Origin of the sequence: Variovorax sp. J2L1-78, from assembly GCF_030317205.1 — a bacterium.
Classification (GTDB): Bacteria; Pseudomonadota; Gammaproteobacteria; order Burkholderiales; family Burkholderiaceae_C; genus Variovorax; species Variovorax arabinosiphilus.
The window spans coordinates 25,683-41,164 of record NZ_JASZYB010000003.1 but is presented as its reverse complement, the minus strand read 5'-3'; the positions used below and the strand labels follow the sequence as shown (position 1 = coordinate 41,164).

Genomic DNA, 15,482 nt, shown 5'->3' with positions numbered 1-15,482 from the left:
CATGGACTGACACAACTTACTTGATGGCGCCCTTGGGCAGCACCTGGACCACGGCGGTACGCTGGATCTTGACTTCCACGCCGCCGGCGATCTCCAGGCCGAGGTACTGGTCACCCAGCGAGGTGATCTTGCCCAGCAGGCCGCCGGCCGTGGCCACTTCGTCGCCCTTGGCCAGTGCTTCGATCATGGCGCGTGCTTCCTTCTGGCGCTTCATCTGCGGACGGATCATGACGAAGTACAGCACCACGAACATGAGCACCAGCGGCAGCATGCTGCCCAGCGAGGACAACATGTCGCCGCCCGCGGCAGCGGCCGGTGCGGTCTGGGCGAAAGCAGAGGAAATGAACAAGAGAGTCTCCAGCAGAAGAGAGAGTAGAAAGAGCGCGGACGGAGTTCGCGCCTACGTGGCCGCGATGGGCGACCACGGCGCGCAGCAGGGAGCTGCGCGCAGCACCGAGCATTGTATTCGGCAGGCCGCAGCGCATCGGGACCTTCCCCGCGGAACGCCTCGGGGCATTCCGGAGGCGCCACGGCACGCTGCCCTGCCAAAGGGCAGGAACAGGTGCAGCGTGGGATCGCGGGAACGCGCCCAGAACGGGCGCGTCGGGTAGACAAAAATGTTGCGAGGCGCCCCGGGCGAAGGAGGGAGGAGGGAGGAGGAGGAGAATCGCTCCGGGATTTCAACGCGGCACCATGACAGCGCCACGAAGACCTCGCAACATGAAAACAGTGGACTCCTGAAGAGCACGAGCCGGTATGAGCGCCAGCCGAGGAACCGGGTTCCCCATGTCGCGCCGGGGTTTTGTGACCAATTGCTTCGCGACGCGGCGTGCCGTCCGACCCTGCGAGGCCCAGGGTGGATGACGCGGCCCCTTGCTGGGGCGCTTAGGCTCGTGTTTTTGAAGCCGGTTCGCGCAGTCACATCGCGACACTAGAATGCGCCGGCTCACGAAGGACGACCATGCTCTATCCAGAACTCTTCAGACAGCTCGAGTCCGTCCGCTGGGACATGGACAAGGACATTCCCTGGCAGTCGTTCGACGGCACCAAGCTGTCGGACGAACAGGCCCAAACCATCAAGATGAACGCCATCACGGAATGGGCGGCGCTGCCGGCCACCGAGATGTTCCTGCGCGACAACCGGCACGACAGCGATTTCTCCGCCTTCATGTCGATCTGGTTCTTCGAGGAGCAGAAGCATTCGCTGGTGCTGATGGAATACCTCAAGCGCTTCAGCCCACAGCACGCACCGACCGAGCAGGAACTGCACGACATCCGCTTCGACTTCGACCCGGCGCCGCCGCTGGAAACGCTGATGCTGCATTTCTGCGGCGAGATCCGCCTGAACCACTGGTACCGCCGGGCCGCCGAGTGGCACACGGAGCCGGTGATCAAGCACATCTACACCACGCTGAGCCAGGACGAGGCCCGCCACGGCGGCGCCTACCTGCGCTACATGAAGCGCGCCATGGAGAAGTTCGGCGACGAGGCCCGCGCCGCCTTCACCAAGGTCGGCGTGCTGATGGCCAGCGCGCGCCGCACAGCCCAGGCGCTGCACCCGACCAACCTGCACGTCAGCAAGGCCCTGTTCCCGAACGACACCATCCAGAGCCGCATGCCCGACCCGGACTGGCTCGAGCACTGGCTCGACAACCAGATCAAGTTCGACGCCGTGTGGGAGACCAAGGTCGGCGAGCGCATCCTGCACAACCTGAGCCTGCTGATGAACCGCAGCTTCAAGAGCGTGCAGGAACTCAACAAGTACCGCAAGGAACTGGCCGCCGCGCTCGGCCCGAAGCCAGAGTACCAAGGCGCCTGAGGGCGACCCTCCGGATGGCGCCGTGGGCGGGCGGTGCCATCATCGCCGCATGGACGCCGCCACCCTCGCCTTCGACCGCCACCGCCCTCGGCTGAAGGGCATCGCCTACCGCATGCTGGGCTCCGTGGCGGAGGCCGAGGACGTGGTGCAGGACGCCTGGCTGCGCTGGAACGAGGCGGCGCACGACGCGCTCGAGAGCGCCGAGGCCTGGCTCGTCACCGTGACCACCCGCATCGCCATCGACCGGCTGCGCGCCGCCCAGGCGCAGCGCACGCACTACGTCGGCACCTGGCTGCCGGAGCCGTTCGTGAATGACGACCCGGAGGGCCCGGCCACGCCCGAACAGTTGCTGGGCCGCGCCGAGGACCTCTCGATGGCTTTCCTCACGGTGCTGGAGCGACTGGCGCCGGAGGCGCGAGCCGCCTTCCTGCTGCGCGAGGTCTTCGAGGTGGACTACGACGAGATCGCGCAGACGCTGGGCAAATCCCAGGCGGCCTGCCGCCAGCTGGTGCACCGCGCGAAGACGCAGGTGCGCGAGGACGATCGCCCGAAACAGGCGGTGCCGCGCGATATCCATCTGCGATTGCTCCGGGGCTTTGCGGACGCGGCGCAGCGGGGCGACCTGCATGCGCTCAAGGCGCTGCTGACGGAAGACGTCGCGATCATCGGCGACGGCGGCGGCAAGGTGCCGTCCTTCGGCCAGCCGGTCGTCGGTGGCCAGCGCGTGGCGCAGATCTATTTCGCCGTGGCGCGGCGCTTTCCCGGCGCGGTGCGCATCGAGGTGGTCGACGTGAACGGCGTCCCCGGCCTGCTGCGCTGGGTCGACGGCGTGCTGGAATCGGTGCAGGGCATCGAATGGGACGGCGAGCGCATCGTGCGCATCCATGCCCAGCGCAATCCGGACAAGCTGGCCCGCATCGCCGCAGAATTTTCACGCTGAGCGTCACAAACCGGAGGGCTGGCGCGTCTTGAGGGTGTCATCACTTTTCAAGCAAAGGAAACCACCATGAACAGCCCCCGCCTCCCCTGGTTCAAGATCGCGCCCAAGGCCTACCAGGCCATGCTCGGCGTCAACGGCGCCATCGCCACCCATACCCTCGGCCAGCGCCTGTACGAGATCGTCCAGACCCGCGTCTCGCAGCTCAACGGCTGCGCCTTCTGCCTCGACATGCACGTGCGCGACCTGCGCAAGGCCGGTGCGCCCTGGCAGCACATCAACAGCATCGCCACCTGGCGCGAAGTCGGCTTCTACGACGCCCGCGAGCGCGCCGCGCTGAACTGGGCCGAGAGCATCACGCGCCTGGTCGAGGACCATGGCGATCGCGATGCCGACTTCGCGCAATTACAGGCCGTCTTCAGCGACCAGGAGATCGTCGACCTGACGGTACTGATCGCGCAGATCAATGCGTGGAACCGGCTGGGCGTCGGTATGCACCTGCCCGTGGCCGACAAGCCGATCGAATAAGCCTCATCGGCGCTCGACGACGATCGCCGCCATGCGCAGCTCGTCGCGCACCTGCGCGACGGTGGCCGACGCCGCCTCGCGCGTGGCGAAGGGGCCAGCCTGCAGCCGGTGCGTTTCGGCGTCGGTGAAGACACGCAGCAGCGGCGCCAATGTCGGCAGGCCGCGCGACGCACGGGTGCGCAGGCTCTCGGCGCCGTCGCGTTCGCGGAAGGCGCCGAGCTGGACCCAGAAGCCGGCGGGCGCGACGCTCGCTGGCGCATCGACCGTCTGCGTTGCAGTCGACGCCATGGACGCGGCGGCCGGCACCGACGCGATGGGCGCCATCGGCGGCAGCTCGGTCACGACCAGCGGCGCGGGCGGGGGCGGTGCCGCGGAGACGACGGCCTGCGCCGACGCCTCGGAAGCCGCCGCTTCGATGGGCGTCGCTGCGACGTTGGCGGTCCAGCCCGAAGGCACCGACACCGCCGTGCCGACGGCCGGCGCCGCCGCCAGCATCGTGTCGCCGCCACGGCGCCAGGCGCCGGTGCGGATGTCCTCGTTCGTCAGCCGCTCGATCTCCACCGGCGCGACGCCGCGCAGCAGGTCGAGCTTGAGCGCCGCCGTGTAGCTCAGGTCGATCACGCGCCCGTCGTGGAACGGGCCGCGGTCGTTCACGCGCACGATCACTTCGCGGCCGTTGGCCGGGTTGCGCACGCGCACGTAGCTCGGCAGCGGCAGCGTCTTGTGCGCGGCGGTCATCGCGTACATGTCGTAGGGCTCGCCGCTGGCGGTCGACTGGCTGTGGAATTTGGTGCCGTACCAGGAGGCGAGGCCCGATTCGCGGAACGGCCGGTCGTCGGTGATCGGCACGTAGGCGCGGCCGAGCACGGTGTACGGCTTGCTGGTGCCGCCGCTGCCGCGAATGGGTTCGACGCGCGGCTCGGCATCGGGCACGGCGCCCAGGTTCGAGGGCGGCGTCGCCGGTGCACCGTCGCGACCGAAGGACCCGCCCTTGGGGCTGCTCGCGCAGCCGGCCAGCACCAAGGCCACGCCGATCAACGCCAGCGCGGCACGGCCGTTGCACGAAGGCGTCCGTTCAGCCGAAGACCGCATGCCACAGCGCCAGCATGGCCTCGCGCTCCGCCGCCAGGCCGGGCAGCAGCACCTGCGTGGGCTCTTCGTTGAGCCGGGCGCGGTGCTGCACGCGGCGCAGTTCGCGGTAGGCAACCGCCGCGCTGCGGCCGACGTCGTCGGGCAGCAGGCCGGTCGCCTCGGCGCGCTGCAGTAGCGCGATGTTGCCGAGGTTGGGTACCAGCTCGGGGTGCAGGCAGGCCTGCGACAGCACCAGGTACTGCACGGCGAATTCCGCATCGACCATGCCGCCCGGGCTGTGCTTGACGTCGAAGCGCCCGGCCTTGACCGGGTGCGCCGCGCGCACCTTGTCGCGCATCGCCACGATCTCGGCCTTGAGCGCATCGCGGTCCCGTGGCGCGCAGATGACGGCGTCGCGCACGCGGTCGAAGCGCGCGCCCAGGGCCGGGTCGCCCAGCACGAAGCGGGCACGCGTCATGGCCTGGTGCTCCCAGGTCCACGCCGTGTTGCCGCCGCGGCCCAACTGGTACTTCTCGTAGGCGGCGAAGCTGGTGGTGAGCAGGCCGGAGTTGCCGTTGGGCCTCAGCGCGGTGTCGATCTCGAACAGGTCGCCCTCGCGCGTCTTGACGGTGAGCCAGTTGATCAGCTTGCGCACGTAGGCCGCATAGACCTCGCCGGCGCGCTCGTCGTCGTCTTCGTAGACGAAGACGATGTCCAGGTCGCTGCCGTAGCCCAGCTCCTTTCCGCCCAGCTTGCCGTAGCCGATGATGGCGAACTGCGGCGTCTCGCGGTGGCGGTTGCGCACATGCGGCCAGCACCAGCGCGCGGTGATGCGCAGCACGGTATCGGCCATGGCGCTCAGGTCGTCGGCCACCTGCTCGACCGTGATGCGGCCGTCGACATCGCGCGCCAGGGTGCGGAAGACTTCGGCATGGTGCGCATGGCGCAGCAGGTTGAGCAGCCGTTCCTCGTCGTCCTCGCCGGTACGGCGCAGCGAGGCCAGGCGCATCTCCAGCTCGCGCTCGAATTCCTCCGCGACGAAGCGGCCCGCCAGCATCTCGTCGCTGGCCAGTTCGTCGATGACGCCCGGGTGCTGCATCAGGTAGCGCGCGGGCCACTTGGCCGCGCCGAGCAGGCGCAGCAGCCGCTCCTGCACCGTCGGGCGCTCGACCAGCAGCGCCAGGTAGCTCTCACGGCGCAGCAGCGGCTCGATCCAGTCGGCCCAGCGCAGCGCGGCATCGGTGCGCTGCGCGGCGGCCTCGTCGCCGTCGGCCGCGTGGATCCAGTGGCCGGTGCGACGCACCAGCTGACGCAGGCGGGCCCGCGTCTCGTCGCGCAGCGCCAGGATGCGCGGGCTCTCGCGCCAGCGTTCCATGCGCGCACCGAAGGCCGCGGGCAGTTGCGCGATCAGGTCGTTCAGGTCGATCGGCGGCTCGAGCTTGGTCTTGCCGTTGCAGCCGACGCATTGCTTGTCGCCGCCCAGCAGCTTGTCGAACTCCTCGGCGACGAACTCGCGGTGGCTGTCGAGTTCGGCCAGGAAGACGCAGCTGTCGGCCAGGCCGAGGGAACGGGCGATCCAGCGCACGTCCTCGTCGTCGACCGGCAGCACATGGGTCTGCTGGTCGTCCAGGTACTGGATGCGGTGCTCGACCCGGCGCAGGAAGGTGTAGGCCGCCGCCAGCGTATCGGCCGTCTCCTGCGGCATCAGGCCGGCGCGGGCCAGCCGCTGCAGCGCATCGAGCGTCGGGCGGGTGCGCAGTTCGGGGAACTGGCCGCCGCGCACCACCTGCAGCAGTTGCACGGTGAACTCGATCTCGCGGATGCCCCCGCGCGACAGCTTCACGTCGTTGGCCCGCTCGGGGCGGCCGGCGCAGCGGCGCAGCGCCTGCTCGCGGATCTGGCGGTGCAGCGTGCGCAGCGAATCGAACACGCTGTAGTCGAGGTAGCGGCGGAAGACGAAGGGCAGCACCACGCTGCGCAAAGCCTGGGCCGAGCCGTCGGCGATGACCGAGGCCGGTGCGACCACGCGGCTCTTCATCCAGGCGAAGCGCTCCCATTCGCGGCCCTGGACCTGCAGGTATTCCTCGAGCGCATCGACCGACACCACGCTCGGGCCCGAGTTGCCGTTGGGCCGCAGTGCCAGGTCGACGCGGAAGACGAAGCCGTGTTCGGTGGTGTCGCCGATCAGCGCGTAGAGGCGCTTGACCGCGTGGGCGAAGTACTCGTGGTTCGAGATGCGGCCGCGGCCGGCCGCGTCGCCGGCGGTCTCGCCGTCCTGGTCGTAGAGGTAGATGAGGTCGATGTCGCTCGACACGTTGAGTTCGCGCGCGCCGAGCTTGCCCATGCCCACGACCCAGAATTGCGCGCGGCGGCCATCCGGGCCGATGGGTGCGCCGTGGCGCGCGTCGAGCTCGGCGGCGCTCTCGGTGCAGGCGATGTCGAGCGCGAACTCGGCCAGCTGCGTGACGGCCGTGGTGACGACCGCCAGCGGCGCCTGCGCGTCGCAATCGAGCGTGACGAGCCGCTCCATGACCAGCTGGCGGACGATGCGCAGCGCATCGGCGGCACTGTCGCCGCGCACACGCAGTTGCGCGTAGGCCTGGGCCATGGCCGGACGCAGCGGCGCACCGGCCGGCAGCAGGTGCAGCTCGTCGGCATAGCGTCGGCGCAGGCGTTGCACGAAGCGCGAATGAGACGACAACGGCAGCGTGGACTGCGGCGTCTCGGCGGCAGGCGAGGGATGCACGAGGGCATCGGTCGGGTCGGAACCTGTCGAGAGGCTGGGGGTCATAATTCCTGCACAGCGCGATCCTCAATGAACGACACGGCGACTCACCCTTCACGGCTGCTCAAGATCACCGCTGTCTCGGCGAAGTGGCTGCTCGGTGTGCTGATCGCTGCGTGGCTCTTGTTCGCGGTGTCGGTGGTGGTCCTACACGGCTGGATTGTGCCGCGAATCGGCGAGTACCGCGGCTTCGTCGAAGCACAAGCCAGCCGGATCATCGGGGTACCGGTGCAGATCGGCGCCATCGGTGCGAAATCTGGCACCCTGTTCCCCACCTTCGAGTTGAACGACGTGGTCGTGCGCGACGCCAGCGGGCGCGAGGCGCTGCGCCTGGCGCGGGTGGTCGCGAGCGTGTCGCCGCGCTCGCTGTGGCGTCTGAGCTTCGTGCAGCTCTACATCCAGAACCCGCAGCTCGACGTGCGGCTCGACGCGTTGGGCAAGCTCCACGTGGCCGGGCTCGACATGTCGGGCGACACCGGCGGCAGCGACACCCATGCCGCCGACTGGTTCTTCAGCCAGCGCGAATTCGTCATCGAAGGCGGCACGGTGCGCTGGACCGACGAGCGCCGCCGCGCCGAGCCGCTGCTGCTGACCGACGTGCGCTTCATCGCCCGCAACGGCAGCCGCCGCCACGCGATGCGCCTGGACGCCACCCCGCCCGCCGGCTGGGGCGACCGCTTCACCCTGCGTGGCGAATTCCGCCAGCCGCTCCTGTCGGTGCGCCGCGGCAACTGGCAGCGCTGGGCCGGCCAGCTCTACGCCGAGCTGCCGCACATCGACGTGCGCCGGCTCGGCAACTACGTGTCGCTCGATGCGCGCATCCGCGATGGCCGCGGCGGCCTGCGCGCCTGGGCCGATGTGCGCGAGGGACAGGTCGCGGGCGGCGCGGTCGACCTCGCGCTCGACCGCATCGACGCCTCGCTCGACGCGGCCCTCGAGCCGCTGGTGCTGCGCGCGGTCACGGGCCGCGTGGCCGGCCAGCTGAAGGACCAGACCCTCGAGTTCTCGACGACAGCGCTGCAGTTCGACACCGCCGACGGCCTGCGCTGGCCCGGCGGCAACCTGTGGTTCCAGCACACGCCCGTGCAGGGCCGCACGCCCGAGCGCGGCGCCTTTCGCGCCGACCGGCTCGACCTGGCCGCGCTGAGCCTGATCGCCGCGCGCCTGCCGCTGGGCGACGCCACGCACCGCGTGCTGGCCGCCTACGCGCCGCGCGGCGTGGTCGAACACATCGATGCCAGCTGGCAGGGCGCCCTCGGCGACCCGCACCAGTACAAGGCCCGCGGCAGCGTGAGCGCCTTCAGCCTGGCCTCGCAACCCGCGCCGGCGCCGCACACCGGCACGCCCGGCCTGAGCGGCGCCGCCATCAGCTTCGACGCCACCCAGGACGGCGGCAAGGCCACGCTGGCCATCGCGCAGGGCGTGCTCGACTTCCCGGGCGTGTTCGAGGAACCGCGCATCCCCATCGACCAGCTCTCTACCCAGCTCCAGTGGAAGCGCGACGGCGACCAGGTGCAGTTGCAGGTGAGCGAGCTGCGCTTCGAGAACGTCGATGCCGCCGGCGAGGCCCGCGCCACCTGGCGCACCAGCGACCCGGCCACCTCGCGCAGCAAGTCACGCTACCCCGGCGTGCTCGATCTGCAGGGCCAGCTCACCCGCGCCAACGGGACCCGCGTGCACCGCTACCTGCCGCTGGAAATTCCGAAACATACGCGCAGCTACGTGCAGGAAAGCGTGACCAAGGGTGTGGCCAGCACGGTCGATTTCCGGGTGCGTGGCGACCTGCACGACGTGCCCTTCCCGGACCCGCGCGACGGCGATTTCCGCATCGCCGCCAAGGTGAGCGACGTGAACTACGCCTATGTGCCGCCGTCGCTGGTGACGACGGGCAAGACGCAGGCGTGGCCGGCGCTCACCGGCGTCTCGGGCGACCTGATCTTCGAGCGCAACGGCATGCGGGTGCGCAACGCACGCGGCCGCATCGTGGGCGCACCGGGCATCGAGGTGACCAAGGCCGACGTCCAGATCGAGGACATGGCACATCCGGCGCCGATGCTCGGGGTCGACGCCCAGGCGCGCGGGCCGCTGGGCGAGCTGCTCAAGGCCGGCGCACCGCTGACGGGCGAGGTGGCCGCCTCGGTCGCCGCGATCCGCGCCACCGGGAACGCCGACTACCAGCTCAAGCTCGACCTGCCGCTGGAGAACATGGACAAGACCAAGGTCCAGGCCAGCGTGGTGCTCGGCGGCAACGACCTGCAGCTGGCACCCGACGCGCCGGTCGTCGGCCAGGCCCGCGGCACCCTGAGCTTCACGGAGAGCGGCTTCCAGTTGACGGGGGTGCAGGGGCGCATCGCTGGCGGCGAGACCCGCGTCGAAGGCCGCGGCCGCTATGCCACCGGCGCGTCGTCCGAGATGAGCTTCCGCGCGCAGGGCAGCATCACGGCCGACGGCCTGCGCGCCATGCGTGAGGTCGACTGGCTGCCGCGTCTGGCGGCCAAGGCCAGCGGCGGCACGGCCTACGCCGCGACGCTGTCGGTGCGCGACGGCACACCCGAGTTCTCGCTCTCCAGCACCCTGCAGGGCCTGGGGCTCGAACTGCCGGCACCGCTGTCCAAGCCCGCCGACGCGTCGATGCCGCTGCAGGTCGAGAAGAAGGTGGTGCTGCGCGAAGCCCGTGCGGGCGCGCCGCCCTTCTTGCACGACCGCATCTCGGTCGAACTCGGCAACGTCGCCTCGGCCTTCTACGTGCGCGACCTGGGGGGCGCCGAGGCACGGGTGCTGCAGGGCGCGCTCGGCGTGGGCATGCCGGCCGGCGAGACGCCCGTCGCACCGACGCGCGGGGTGCAGGCCACCTTCCACCTCGACGACTTCAATCTGCCCGCCTGGCAAGCGCTCTTCGGCGAAGCCACGGGCAGCGCGGTCGGCACCGGCGACAGCGGCGGCAACGGCACCGAGCCCTCGGCCTACCTGCCGACCGCCATCGCGGTGCGCGCGCGGGCGCTGGACATCGGCGGCGGCCGCACGCTGCACGACGTGGTGCTGGGCGGCTCGCGCGAGGGTGCCGTGTGGCGCGCCAACGTCGACGCCGCCGAGCTGAGCGGCTACATGGAATACCGCCAGGCGCAGGACGGCCGCATCTATGCACGGCTGTCGCGGCTGAAGATCGCCGCCAGCGAGGCGAAGAACGTCGAGTCGCTGCTCGACGAAAAGCCGGGCACGCTGCCCGCGCTCGACATCGTGGTGGACGACTTCGAACTGCTCGGCCGGCACCTCGGCCGCGCCGAGATCGATGCGGTCAACCGCGGTGGCGCCCAGCGCGAATGGCGGCTCAACAAGCTTGCCTTCACCATGCCCGAGGCGAGCTTCACAGCCAAAGGCAGCTGGACCGGCACCGACACGGCGCAGCGCCGCACGGCCATGGACTTCACGCTCGACATCGCCGACGCGGGCAAGCTGCTGGGCCGCTTCAACATGAAGGACGTGATCCGTCGTGGCCGCGGTCAGCTCGAAGGCTCGGTCGACTGGCGCGGCTCGCCACTGTCGCTCGACTACCCGAGCCTCAATGGCCAGGTGCACCTCGATGTGGCGACCGGGCAGTTCCTCAAGGCCGACCCGGGCCTGGCCAAGCTGCTGGGCGTGCTGAGCCTGCAGGCGCTGCCGCGGCGGCTCACGCTCGACTTCCGCGACATCTTCAGCGAGGGCTTCGCCTTCGACTTCGTGCGCGGCGATGCGACCATCGCCAACGGCGTGGCCAGCACCAACAACCTGCAGATGAAGGGCGTGAACGCCGCGGTGCTGATGGACGGCTCGGCCGACATCGCGCACGAGACGCAGAACCTGCGCGTGGTGGTCGTGCCCGAGATCAGCGCCGGCACCGCCGCGCTGGTGGCCACCGCCATCAACCCGCTGATCGGCCTGAGCACCTTCCTCGCGCAGGCGCTGCTGAGCAAGCCGCTGGCGGCCGCGGCCACGCAGGAGTTCCAGATCGAGGGCACCTGGACCGACCCGAAGATCACCAAGGTGCCACGCCGTGCGCTGCCGGCCGCACGCGATGCGCTGACGAAGGAGATCACCCCATGAAAGTCGCTGCCCTGCAGATGGTCTCGGCCATCGACCGCGAGACCAACCTGGCGCGCGCACACGCCCTGCTGGCCGAGGCCGCAGCGGCCGGCGCAGAGCTGGCGGTGCTGCCCGAGTACTTCTGCCTCATGGGCGCGAAGGACACGGACAAGCTCGCGATTCGCGAGGTGCCGGGCGACGGCGCGGTGCAGCGCTTCCTGGCCGAGGCGGCGCGCGAATTCGGGCTGTGGATCGTCGGCGGCACGCTGCCGATCGAGGCCGGCGACGACCAGCACGTCTTCAACAGTTCGGTGGTCTATGCGCCGTCGGGCGAGTACGTCGCGCGCTACGACAAGATCCATCTTTTCTTCTTCGACAACGGCCGCGAGCGCTTCGACGAACGCCGCGTCATCGTGCCCGGCAGCGAGCCGGTGCTGTTCGACCTGCCCTCGCGCGACGGCCATGCGTGGCGCATCGGGCTGTCGGTCTGCTACGACCTGCGCTTTCCCGAGCTGTACCGCACGCTGTCCAGGCAGGGCGCCGACCTGCTGCTGGTGCCCAGCGCCTTCACCCACACCACCGGCGCCGCGCACTGGGAGCTGCTGCTGCGCGCGCGTGCCGTCGAGAACCTCGCCTGGGTCGTGGCGCCGGCACAGGGCGGCCTGCACGAGAACGGCCGCCAGACCTGGGGCCAGTCGATGATCGTCGACCCCTGGGGCACGGTCGTCGCGCAGCAGGCGACGGGCGAAGGCGTGGTGCTGTTCGACATCGACGCAGCGCGCACCGCCGCGTCGCGCGCGCAGCTGCCGGCGCTGTCGCACGCCGTGCTCTAGCCCACCCCGAGACGTGTCCGCACCGCCCTTCGACCCAGCCGGCACCGCCACAGCGCGCGAGAACCTCGCCACGCGGCTGGCGATCCGCGTCGGCGGGCAGGCCTTCCTGAGCCTGCGCTCGGTGTGGCAGCGCTGGTTCCTGTGGGTGCTGCTGGCGGTGCTGGTGTCGGCCCTGCTGGTCACCGTCGTGTGGCTGGCGGGCCGGCACGAAGCCGAGCAGGTGCAGGCCGCGCTCGACCGCGACACGGCCGACGCCGCCGCCGACCTGCGGGCCGGCCTGCAGCGCAACGTGCAGAGCCTGCACGCGCTGCAGTCCCCGGGCCTGGACCCCGAGCGCTGGGCTACCGAGTCGACGGCGCTGATGCGCGGCCACCGCGAGTGGCTGCGCCTCGAATGGCGCGACCGCACGCTGCGCACGGTGGCCGCCGCCGACACGCCCTACCGCGTGCGCCACTTCGACGACGACAGCCGTCGCAGCGCACAGTCCGACGTCGCGCTGGCCTGCGCCTCGGCCCGCAAGACCGATGGCGCCGCCTACTCGCCCAGCCACTACGTCGCGCTGCCCGACAGCGGCGGCATCGAGGTGATGGAGCTGTGCCTGCCGACGGAAGGCGGCGACTACCTGATCGCCACGTACACGCTGCGCGACGTGCTGATCGAGCTGGTCGCGCCAACGCTGCGGCGGGGCCAGGAGGTGTCGCTGACCGAACCCGACGGTACGCGACTCGCATCGGTGGGCACCGCACGGCGCAGCGGCAGCCGCGTGTTCAGCACGCAGCAGCTGATCGACCTGCCCGGCGCGGCACTGGTGCTGCGTGTCGACGGCTGGCGTGCGGCGCCCGACGTGTTCCCCAACCTCTTGACCGGCCTGGTCACGGCCATCTCGATCGCGCTGGTGTCGGTGCTGGTGCTGCTGGCGCGCGACACGCGGCGCCGGCTGCGCGCCGAGAACGAACTGGCCGACACGCTGGCCTTCCGCAAGGCGATGGAGGACTCGGTCATCACCGGCCTGCGCGCGCGCGACCTGCAAGGCCGCATCACCTACGTCAACCCCGCCTTCTGCGAGATGGTCGGCTTCAGCGCCGAGGAGCTGATCCAGGCCGGCACCGGCGAAGCGCCCTACTGGCCGACCGAACTGGCGCACGAATACCAGAAGCGCCAGACGCTGCGGCTGGCCGGCGGCATGCCACCGCGCGAAGGCTTCGAGTCGGTCTTCATGCACAAGGACGGCTCGCGTTTTCCGGTGCTCATCTTCGAAGCGCCGCTGATCAACGCGCACGGCGTGCAGACCGGCTGGATGAGCGCGTTCATCGACGTGAGCGAACAGCGCCGCGTCGAAGAGCTCTCGCGCGCCACGCAGGAGCGGCTGCAGGCCAGCGCCCGGCTCGCCACCGTCGGCGAGATGGCCTCACTGCTCAGCCACGAGCTGACGCAGCCGCTGGCCGCCATCGCCAGCTACGCGAGCGGCTCGCTGAACCTGTTGCAGGGGGCGAAGGGCGACGGCGCCGAGGTGGCCATGGCGGTGCGACGCATCGCCGAGCAGGCCGACCGCGCCGGCCAGGTGATCCGCAGCGTGCACGACTTCGTGCGGCGGCGCGACCGCACGCGCGAGCCAGTGGTGCCGCAAGCGCTGATCGACGCGGTGCTGCCGCTGGTGCGGCTGCAGGCGCGCAAGCTCGGCGTGCGCATCGACCTGGTGCTGGCCGACGCGCTGCCCACCGTGCTGTGCGACCGCACGCTGGTCGAGCAGGTGCTGCTCAACTTGGCCCGCAACGCGATGCAAGCGATGGACATGCCCGAGCTGCGCGAGCGTGTGCTGACCCTGCGCGTGACCCGTGCCGGTCGCATCGGGGCGCCCGATGCACCGGCCGACATGCGCCAGTGGCTCGCGTTCTCGGTGGCCGACATCGGCAGCGGCATCAGTCCCGACGTCGCCGAGCGCCTGTTCACGCCCTTCTTCACCACGCGTGCCGACGGCATGGGCCTCGGCCTGAGCCTGTGCCGCACGGTGGTCGAGCAGCACGGCGGCGTGCTCATGCACGAGCCCCACCACCCCCGCGGCACCATCTTCCGCTTCACTCTACCGATCGCGTGAACTCCCCATGCAACCCCTCATCGACGGCCTGATCTTCATCGTGGACGACGACGCCAGCGTGCGCGAGGCGCTCGCCTGGCTGCTGCGCTCACGCCGCCTGGCCAGCGAGCATTTCGCCAGCGCCGATGCGTTCGAGGCCTACCTCGACACCCAGTCGCTGCCGCCGCAACCGCACGTCCTGCTGCTGGACGTGCGCATGCCCGGCACCAGCGGACTGGTGCTATTCGACCGGCTGGCCGAACGGGGCCTGCTGGACACCATGCCGGTGATCTTCCTCACCGGCCACGCGGACGTGCCGACTGCCGTCGATGCCGTGAAGCGCGGGGCCTTCGATTTTTGCGAGAAGCCGTTTTCGGACAACGCGCTGGTCGACCGCATCGAGAAGGCCCTGGGCGCGTCGCTGCGTGCCGTCGAGGCACAAGTCACGCGCGCCGCCCTGCGCGCGCACATCGACGAGCTCACCGAACGGGAGCGCGACGTGATGCGGCTGGTGGTCGAGGGATTGCCGAACAAGCTGATCGCCGATCAGCTGGCCATCAGCGTGCGCACGGTGGAGGTCCACCGCGCGCGCGTGTTCGAGAAGATGGAAGTGAAGTCGGCCGTGGAACTGGCCAACCTGCTCAGAGGGCTCTGAGCGCGATCAGCCTTGCGGGCGCTCGCCCACGTAGATCTCGACGCGGCGATTCTGCGCGCGGCCGGCATCGCTGTTGTTGTCGGCGACCGGTTCGCGCGAGCCGCGGCCTTCGATGCGGAAGGCCGTCGATGGCACGCCGCGGGCGATCAGGTAGTCACGCGTGCTGGCGGCGCGGTCGACCGACAGCGGGTTGTTGATGGCATCGGAGCCGGTGCTGTCGGTGTGGCCGATGATGCGCACCTCGGCGTTCGGGTTGTTGCGCAGGCCGTTGGCGAACTGGTTCAGGACCGGCGCAAAGTTCGGCTTGATGGCCGAGCGGCCGGTGTCGAAGGACACGTCGCTCGGGATCGCCAGCTTCAGTTCGTTGTTGGCAGTCTGCGTCACGCCGATGCCGGTGCCGCGGGTGGCGGCTTCCATTTCGCGCTTCTGGTTTTCCATGCGCTGCGACCACAGGTAGCCACCCAGTGCACCCACGCCGGCGCCGATCACGGCACCGGTGCCGGCCCGGCCGCCGGTCATGGCGCCGATGGCCGCGCCGCCCAGCGCACCGGCGCCTGCGCCGATGCCGGTGTTGCGTTGCGTGTCGGTCATGCCGCCGGCGCAGCCGGTGAGGAGGACGGCCAGGGCGGCGGTGGAGAGGACGATTTTTTTCATGGAGTTTCCCTTCGATCGATGAGGACTACACCGCAACGGCGCGATGGCGCCATGGCTGCGGAACGTG

The 15,482-nt window shown here is 70.3% G+C and carries 11 protein-coding genes; 7 read left to right on the top strand and 4 right to left on the bottom strand.

What is annotated here, in order from left to right; genetic code table 11:
• Window positions 1-16 precede the first annotated feature (16 nt).
• Window positions 17-349: a preprotein translocase subunit YajC gene (gene yajC / locus QTH86_RS18675; protein ID WP_286647729.1), complete on the bottom strand. Its 333-nt coding sequence runs from the start codon at window positions 347-349 to the stop codon at window positions 17-19.
• 612 nt (window positions 350-961) lie between these two features.
• Between yajC and QTH86_RS18670 the strand changes: the two genes are divergently transcribed.
• From QTH86_RS18670 to QTH86_RS18660, 3 genes are all read left to right on the top strand, one after another.
• A complete protein-coding gene (locus tag QTH86_RS18670; protein WP_286647728.1) occupies window positions 962-1,819 on the top strand; it encodes a ferritin family protein in 858 nt (285 codons plus the stop codon).
• Window positions 1,820-1,868: 49 nt separating this feature from the next.
• Window positions 1,869-2,759, top strand: a complete 891-nt coding sequence (locus QTH86_RS18665) for an RNA polymerase sigma-70 factor (RefSeq protein WP_286647727.1) — start codon at window positions 1,869-1,871, stop codon at window positions 2,757-2,759.
• 66 nt (window positions 2,760-2,825) lie between these two features.
• A complete protein-coding gene (locus tag QTH86_RS18660) occupies window positions 2,826-3,284 on the top strand; it encodes a carboxymuconolactone decarboxylase family protein (protein ID WP_286647726.1) in 459 nt (152 codons plus the stop codon).
• A 3-nt stretch (window positions 3,285-3,287) separates the two neighbouring features.
• On the opposite strand, the gene QTH86_RS18655 is transcribed toward QTH86_RS18660, so the two are convergent.
• Window positions 3,288-4,376, bottom strand: coding sequence for a septal ring lytic transglycosylase RlpA family protein (locus QTH86_RS18655; protein WP_286647725.1), 1,089 nt, complete (start codon window positions 4,374-4,376; stop codon window positions 3,288-3,290).
• Window positions 4,360-7,146, bottom strand: coding sequence for a bifunctional [glutamate--ammonia ligase]-adenylyl-L-tyrosine phosphorylase/[glutamate--ammonia-ligase] adenylyltransferase (glnE, locus tag QTH86_RS18650; RefSeq protein ID WP_286647724.1), 2,787 nt, complete (start codon window positions 7,144-7,146; stop codon window positions 4,360-4,362). Before glnE ends, QTH86_RS18655 begins: the two co-directional genes overlap by 17 nt.
• A 24-nt stretch (window positions 7,147-7,170) precedes the next feature.
• On the opposite strand from glnE, the gene QTH86_RS18645 reads away from it, so the two are divergent.
• From QTH86_RS18645 to QTH86_RS18630, 4 genes are all read left to right on the top strand, one after another.
• Window positions 7,171-11,220 (top strand): YhdP family protein, encoded by a 4,050-nt coding sequence (locus QTH86_RS18645; RefSeq protein ID WP_286647723.1) that lies wholly within the window; start codon window positions 7,171-7,173, stop codon window positions 11,218-11,220.
• A complete protein-coding gene (locus tag QTH86_RS18640) occupies window positions 11,217-12,032 on the top strand; it encodes a carbon-nitrogen hydrolase family protein (RefSeq protein ID WP_286647722.1) in 816 nt (271 codons plus the stop codon). Before QTH86_RS18645 ends, QTH86_RS18640 begins: the two co-directional genes overlap by 4 nt.
• Before the next feature lie 76 nt (window positions 12,033-12,108).
• Window positions 12,109-14,127, top strand: a complete 2,019-nt coding sequence (locus QTH86_RS18635) for a two-component system sensor histidine kinase NtrB (RefSeq protein WP_286648399.1) — start codon at window positions 12,109-12,111, stop codon at window positions 14,125-14,127.
• Window positions 14,128-14,134: 7 nt separating this feature from the next.
• Entirely contained in the window at window positions 14,135-14,761 is a 627-nt protein-coding gene (locus QTH86_RS18630) for a response regulator transcription factor (protein WP_286647721.1), read from the top strand.
• 6 nt (window positions 14,762-14,767) lie between these two features.
• Here the strand turns inward: QTH86_RS18630 and QTH86_RS18625 are convergent, their stop codons facing one another.
• On the bottom strand, window positions 14,768-15,415 hold the full coding sequence (locus tag QTH86_RS18625) for a YiaD family glycine zipper/OmpA-like lipoprotein (RefSeq protein WP_286647720.1): 648 nt from the start codon (window positions 15,413-15,415) through the stop codon (window positions 14,768-14,770).
• Between the last annotated feature and the right edge of the window lie 67 nt (window positions 15,416-15,482).

Coding starts and splice junctions, on each gene's coding strand:
- QTH86_RS18670 (WP_286647728.1), top strand. CDS start 962: ATGCTCTATCCAGAACTCTTCAGACAGCTCGAGTCCGTCCGCTGGGAC.
- QTH86_RS18665 (WP_286647727.1), top strand. CDS start 1,869: ATGGACGCCGCCACCCTCGCCTTCGACCGCCACCGCCCTCGGCTGAAG.
- QTH86_RS18660 (WP_286647726.1), top strand. CDS start 2,826: ATGAACAGCCCCCGCCTCCCCTGGTTCAAGATCGCGCCCAAGGCCTAC.
- QTH86_RS18655 (WP_286647725.1), bottom strand. CDS start 4,376: ATGCGGTCTTCGGCTGAACGGACGCCTTCGTGCAACGGCCGTGCCGCG.
- glnE (WP_286647724.1), bottom strand. CDS start 7,146: ATGACCCCCAGCCTCTCGACAGGTTCCGACCCGACCGATGCCCTCGTG.
- QTH86_RS18645 (WP_286647723.1), top strand. CDS start 7,171: ATGAACGACACGGCGACTCACCCTTCACGGCTGCTCAAGATCACCGCT.
- QTH86_RS18640 (WP_286647722.1), top strand. CDS start 11,217: ATGAAAGTCGCTGCCCTGCAGATGGTCTCGGCCATCGACCGCGAGACC.
- QTH86_RS18630 (WP_286647721.1), top strand. CDS start 14,135: ATGCAACCCCTCATCGACGGCCTGATCTTCATCGTGGACGACGACGCC.
- QTH86_RS18625 (WP_286647720.1), bottom strand. CDS start 15,415: ATGAAAAAAATCGTCCTCTCCACCGCCGCCCTGGCCGTCCTCCTCACC.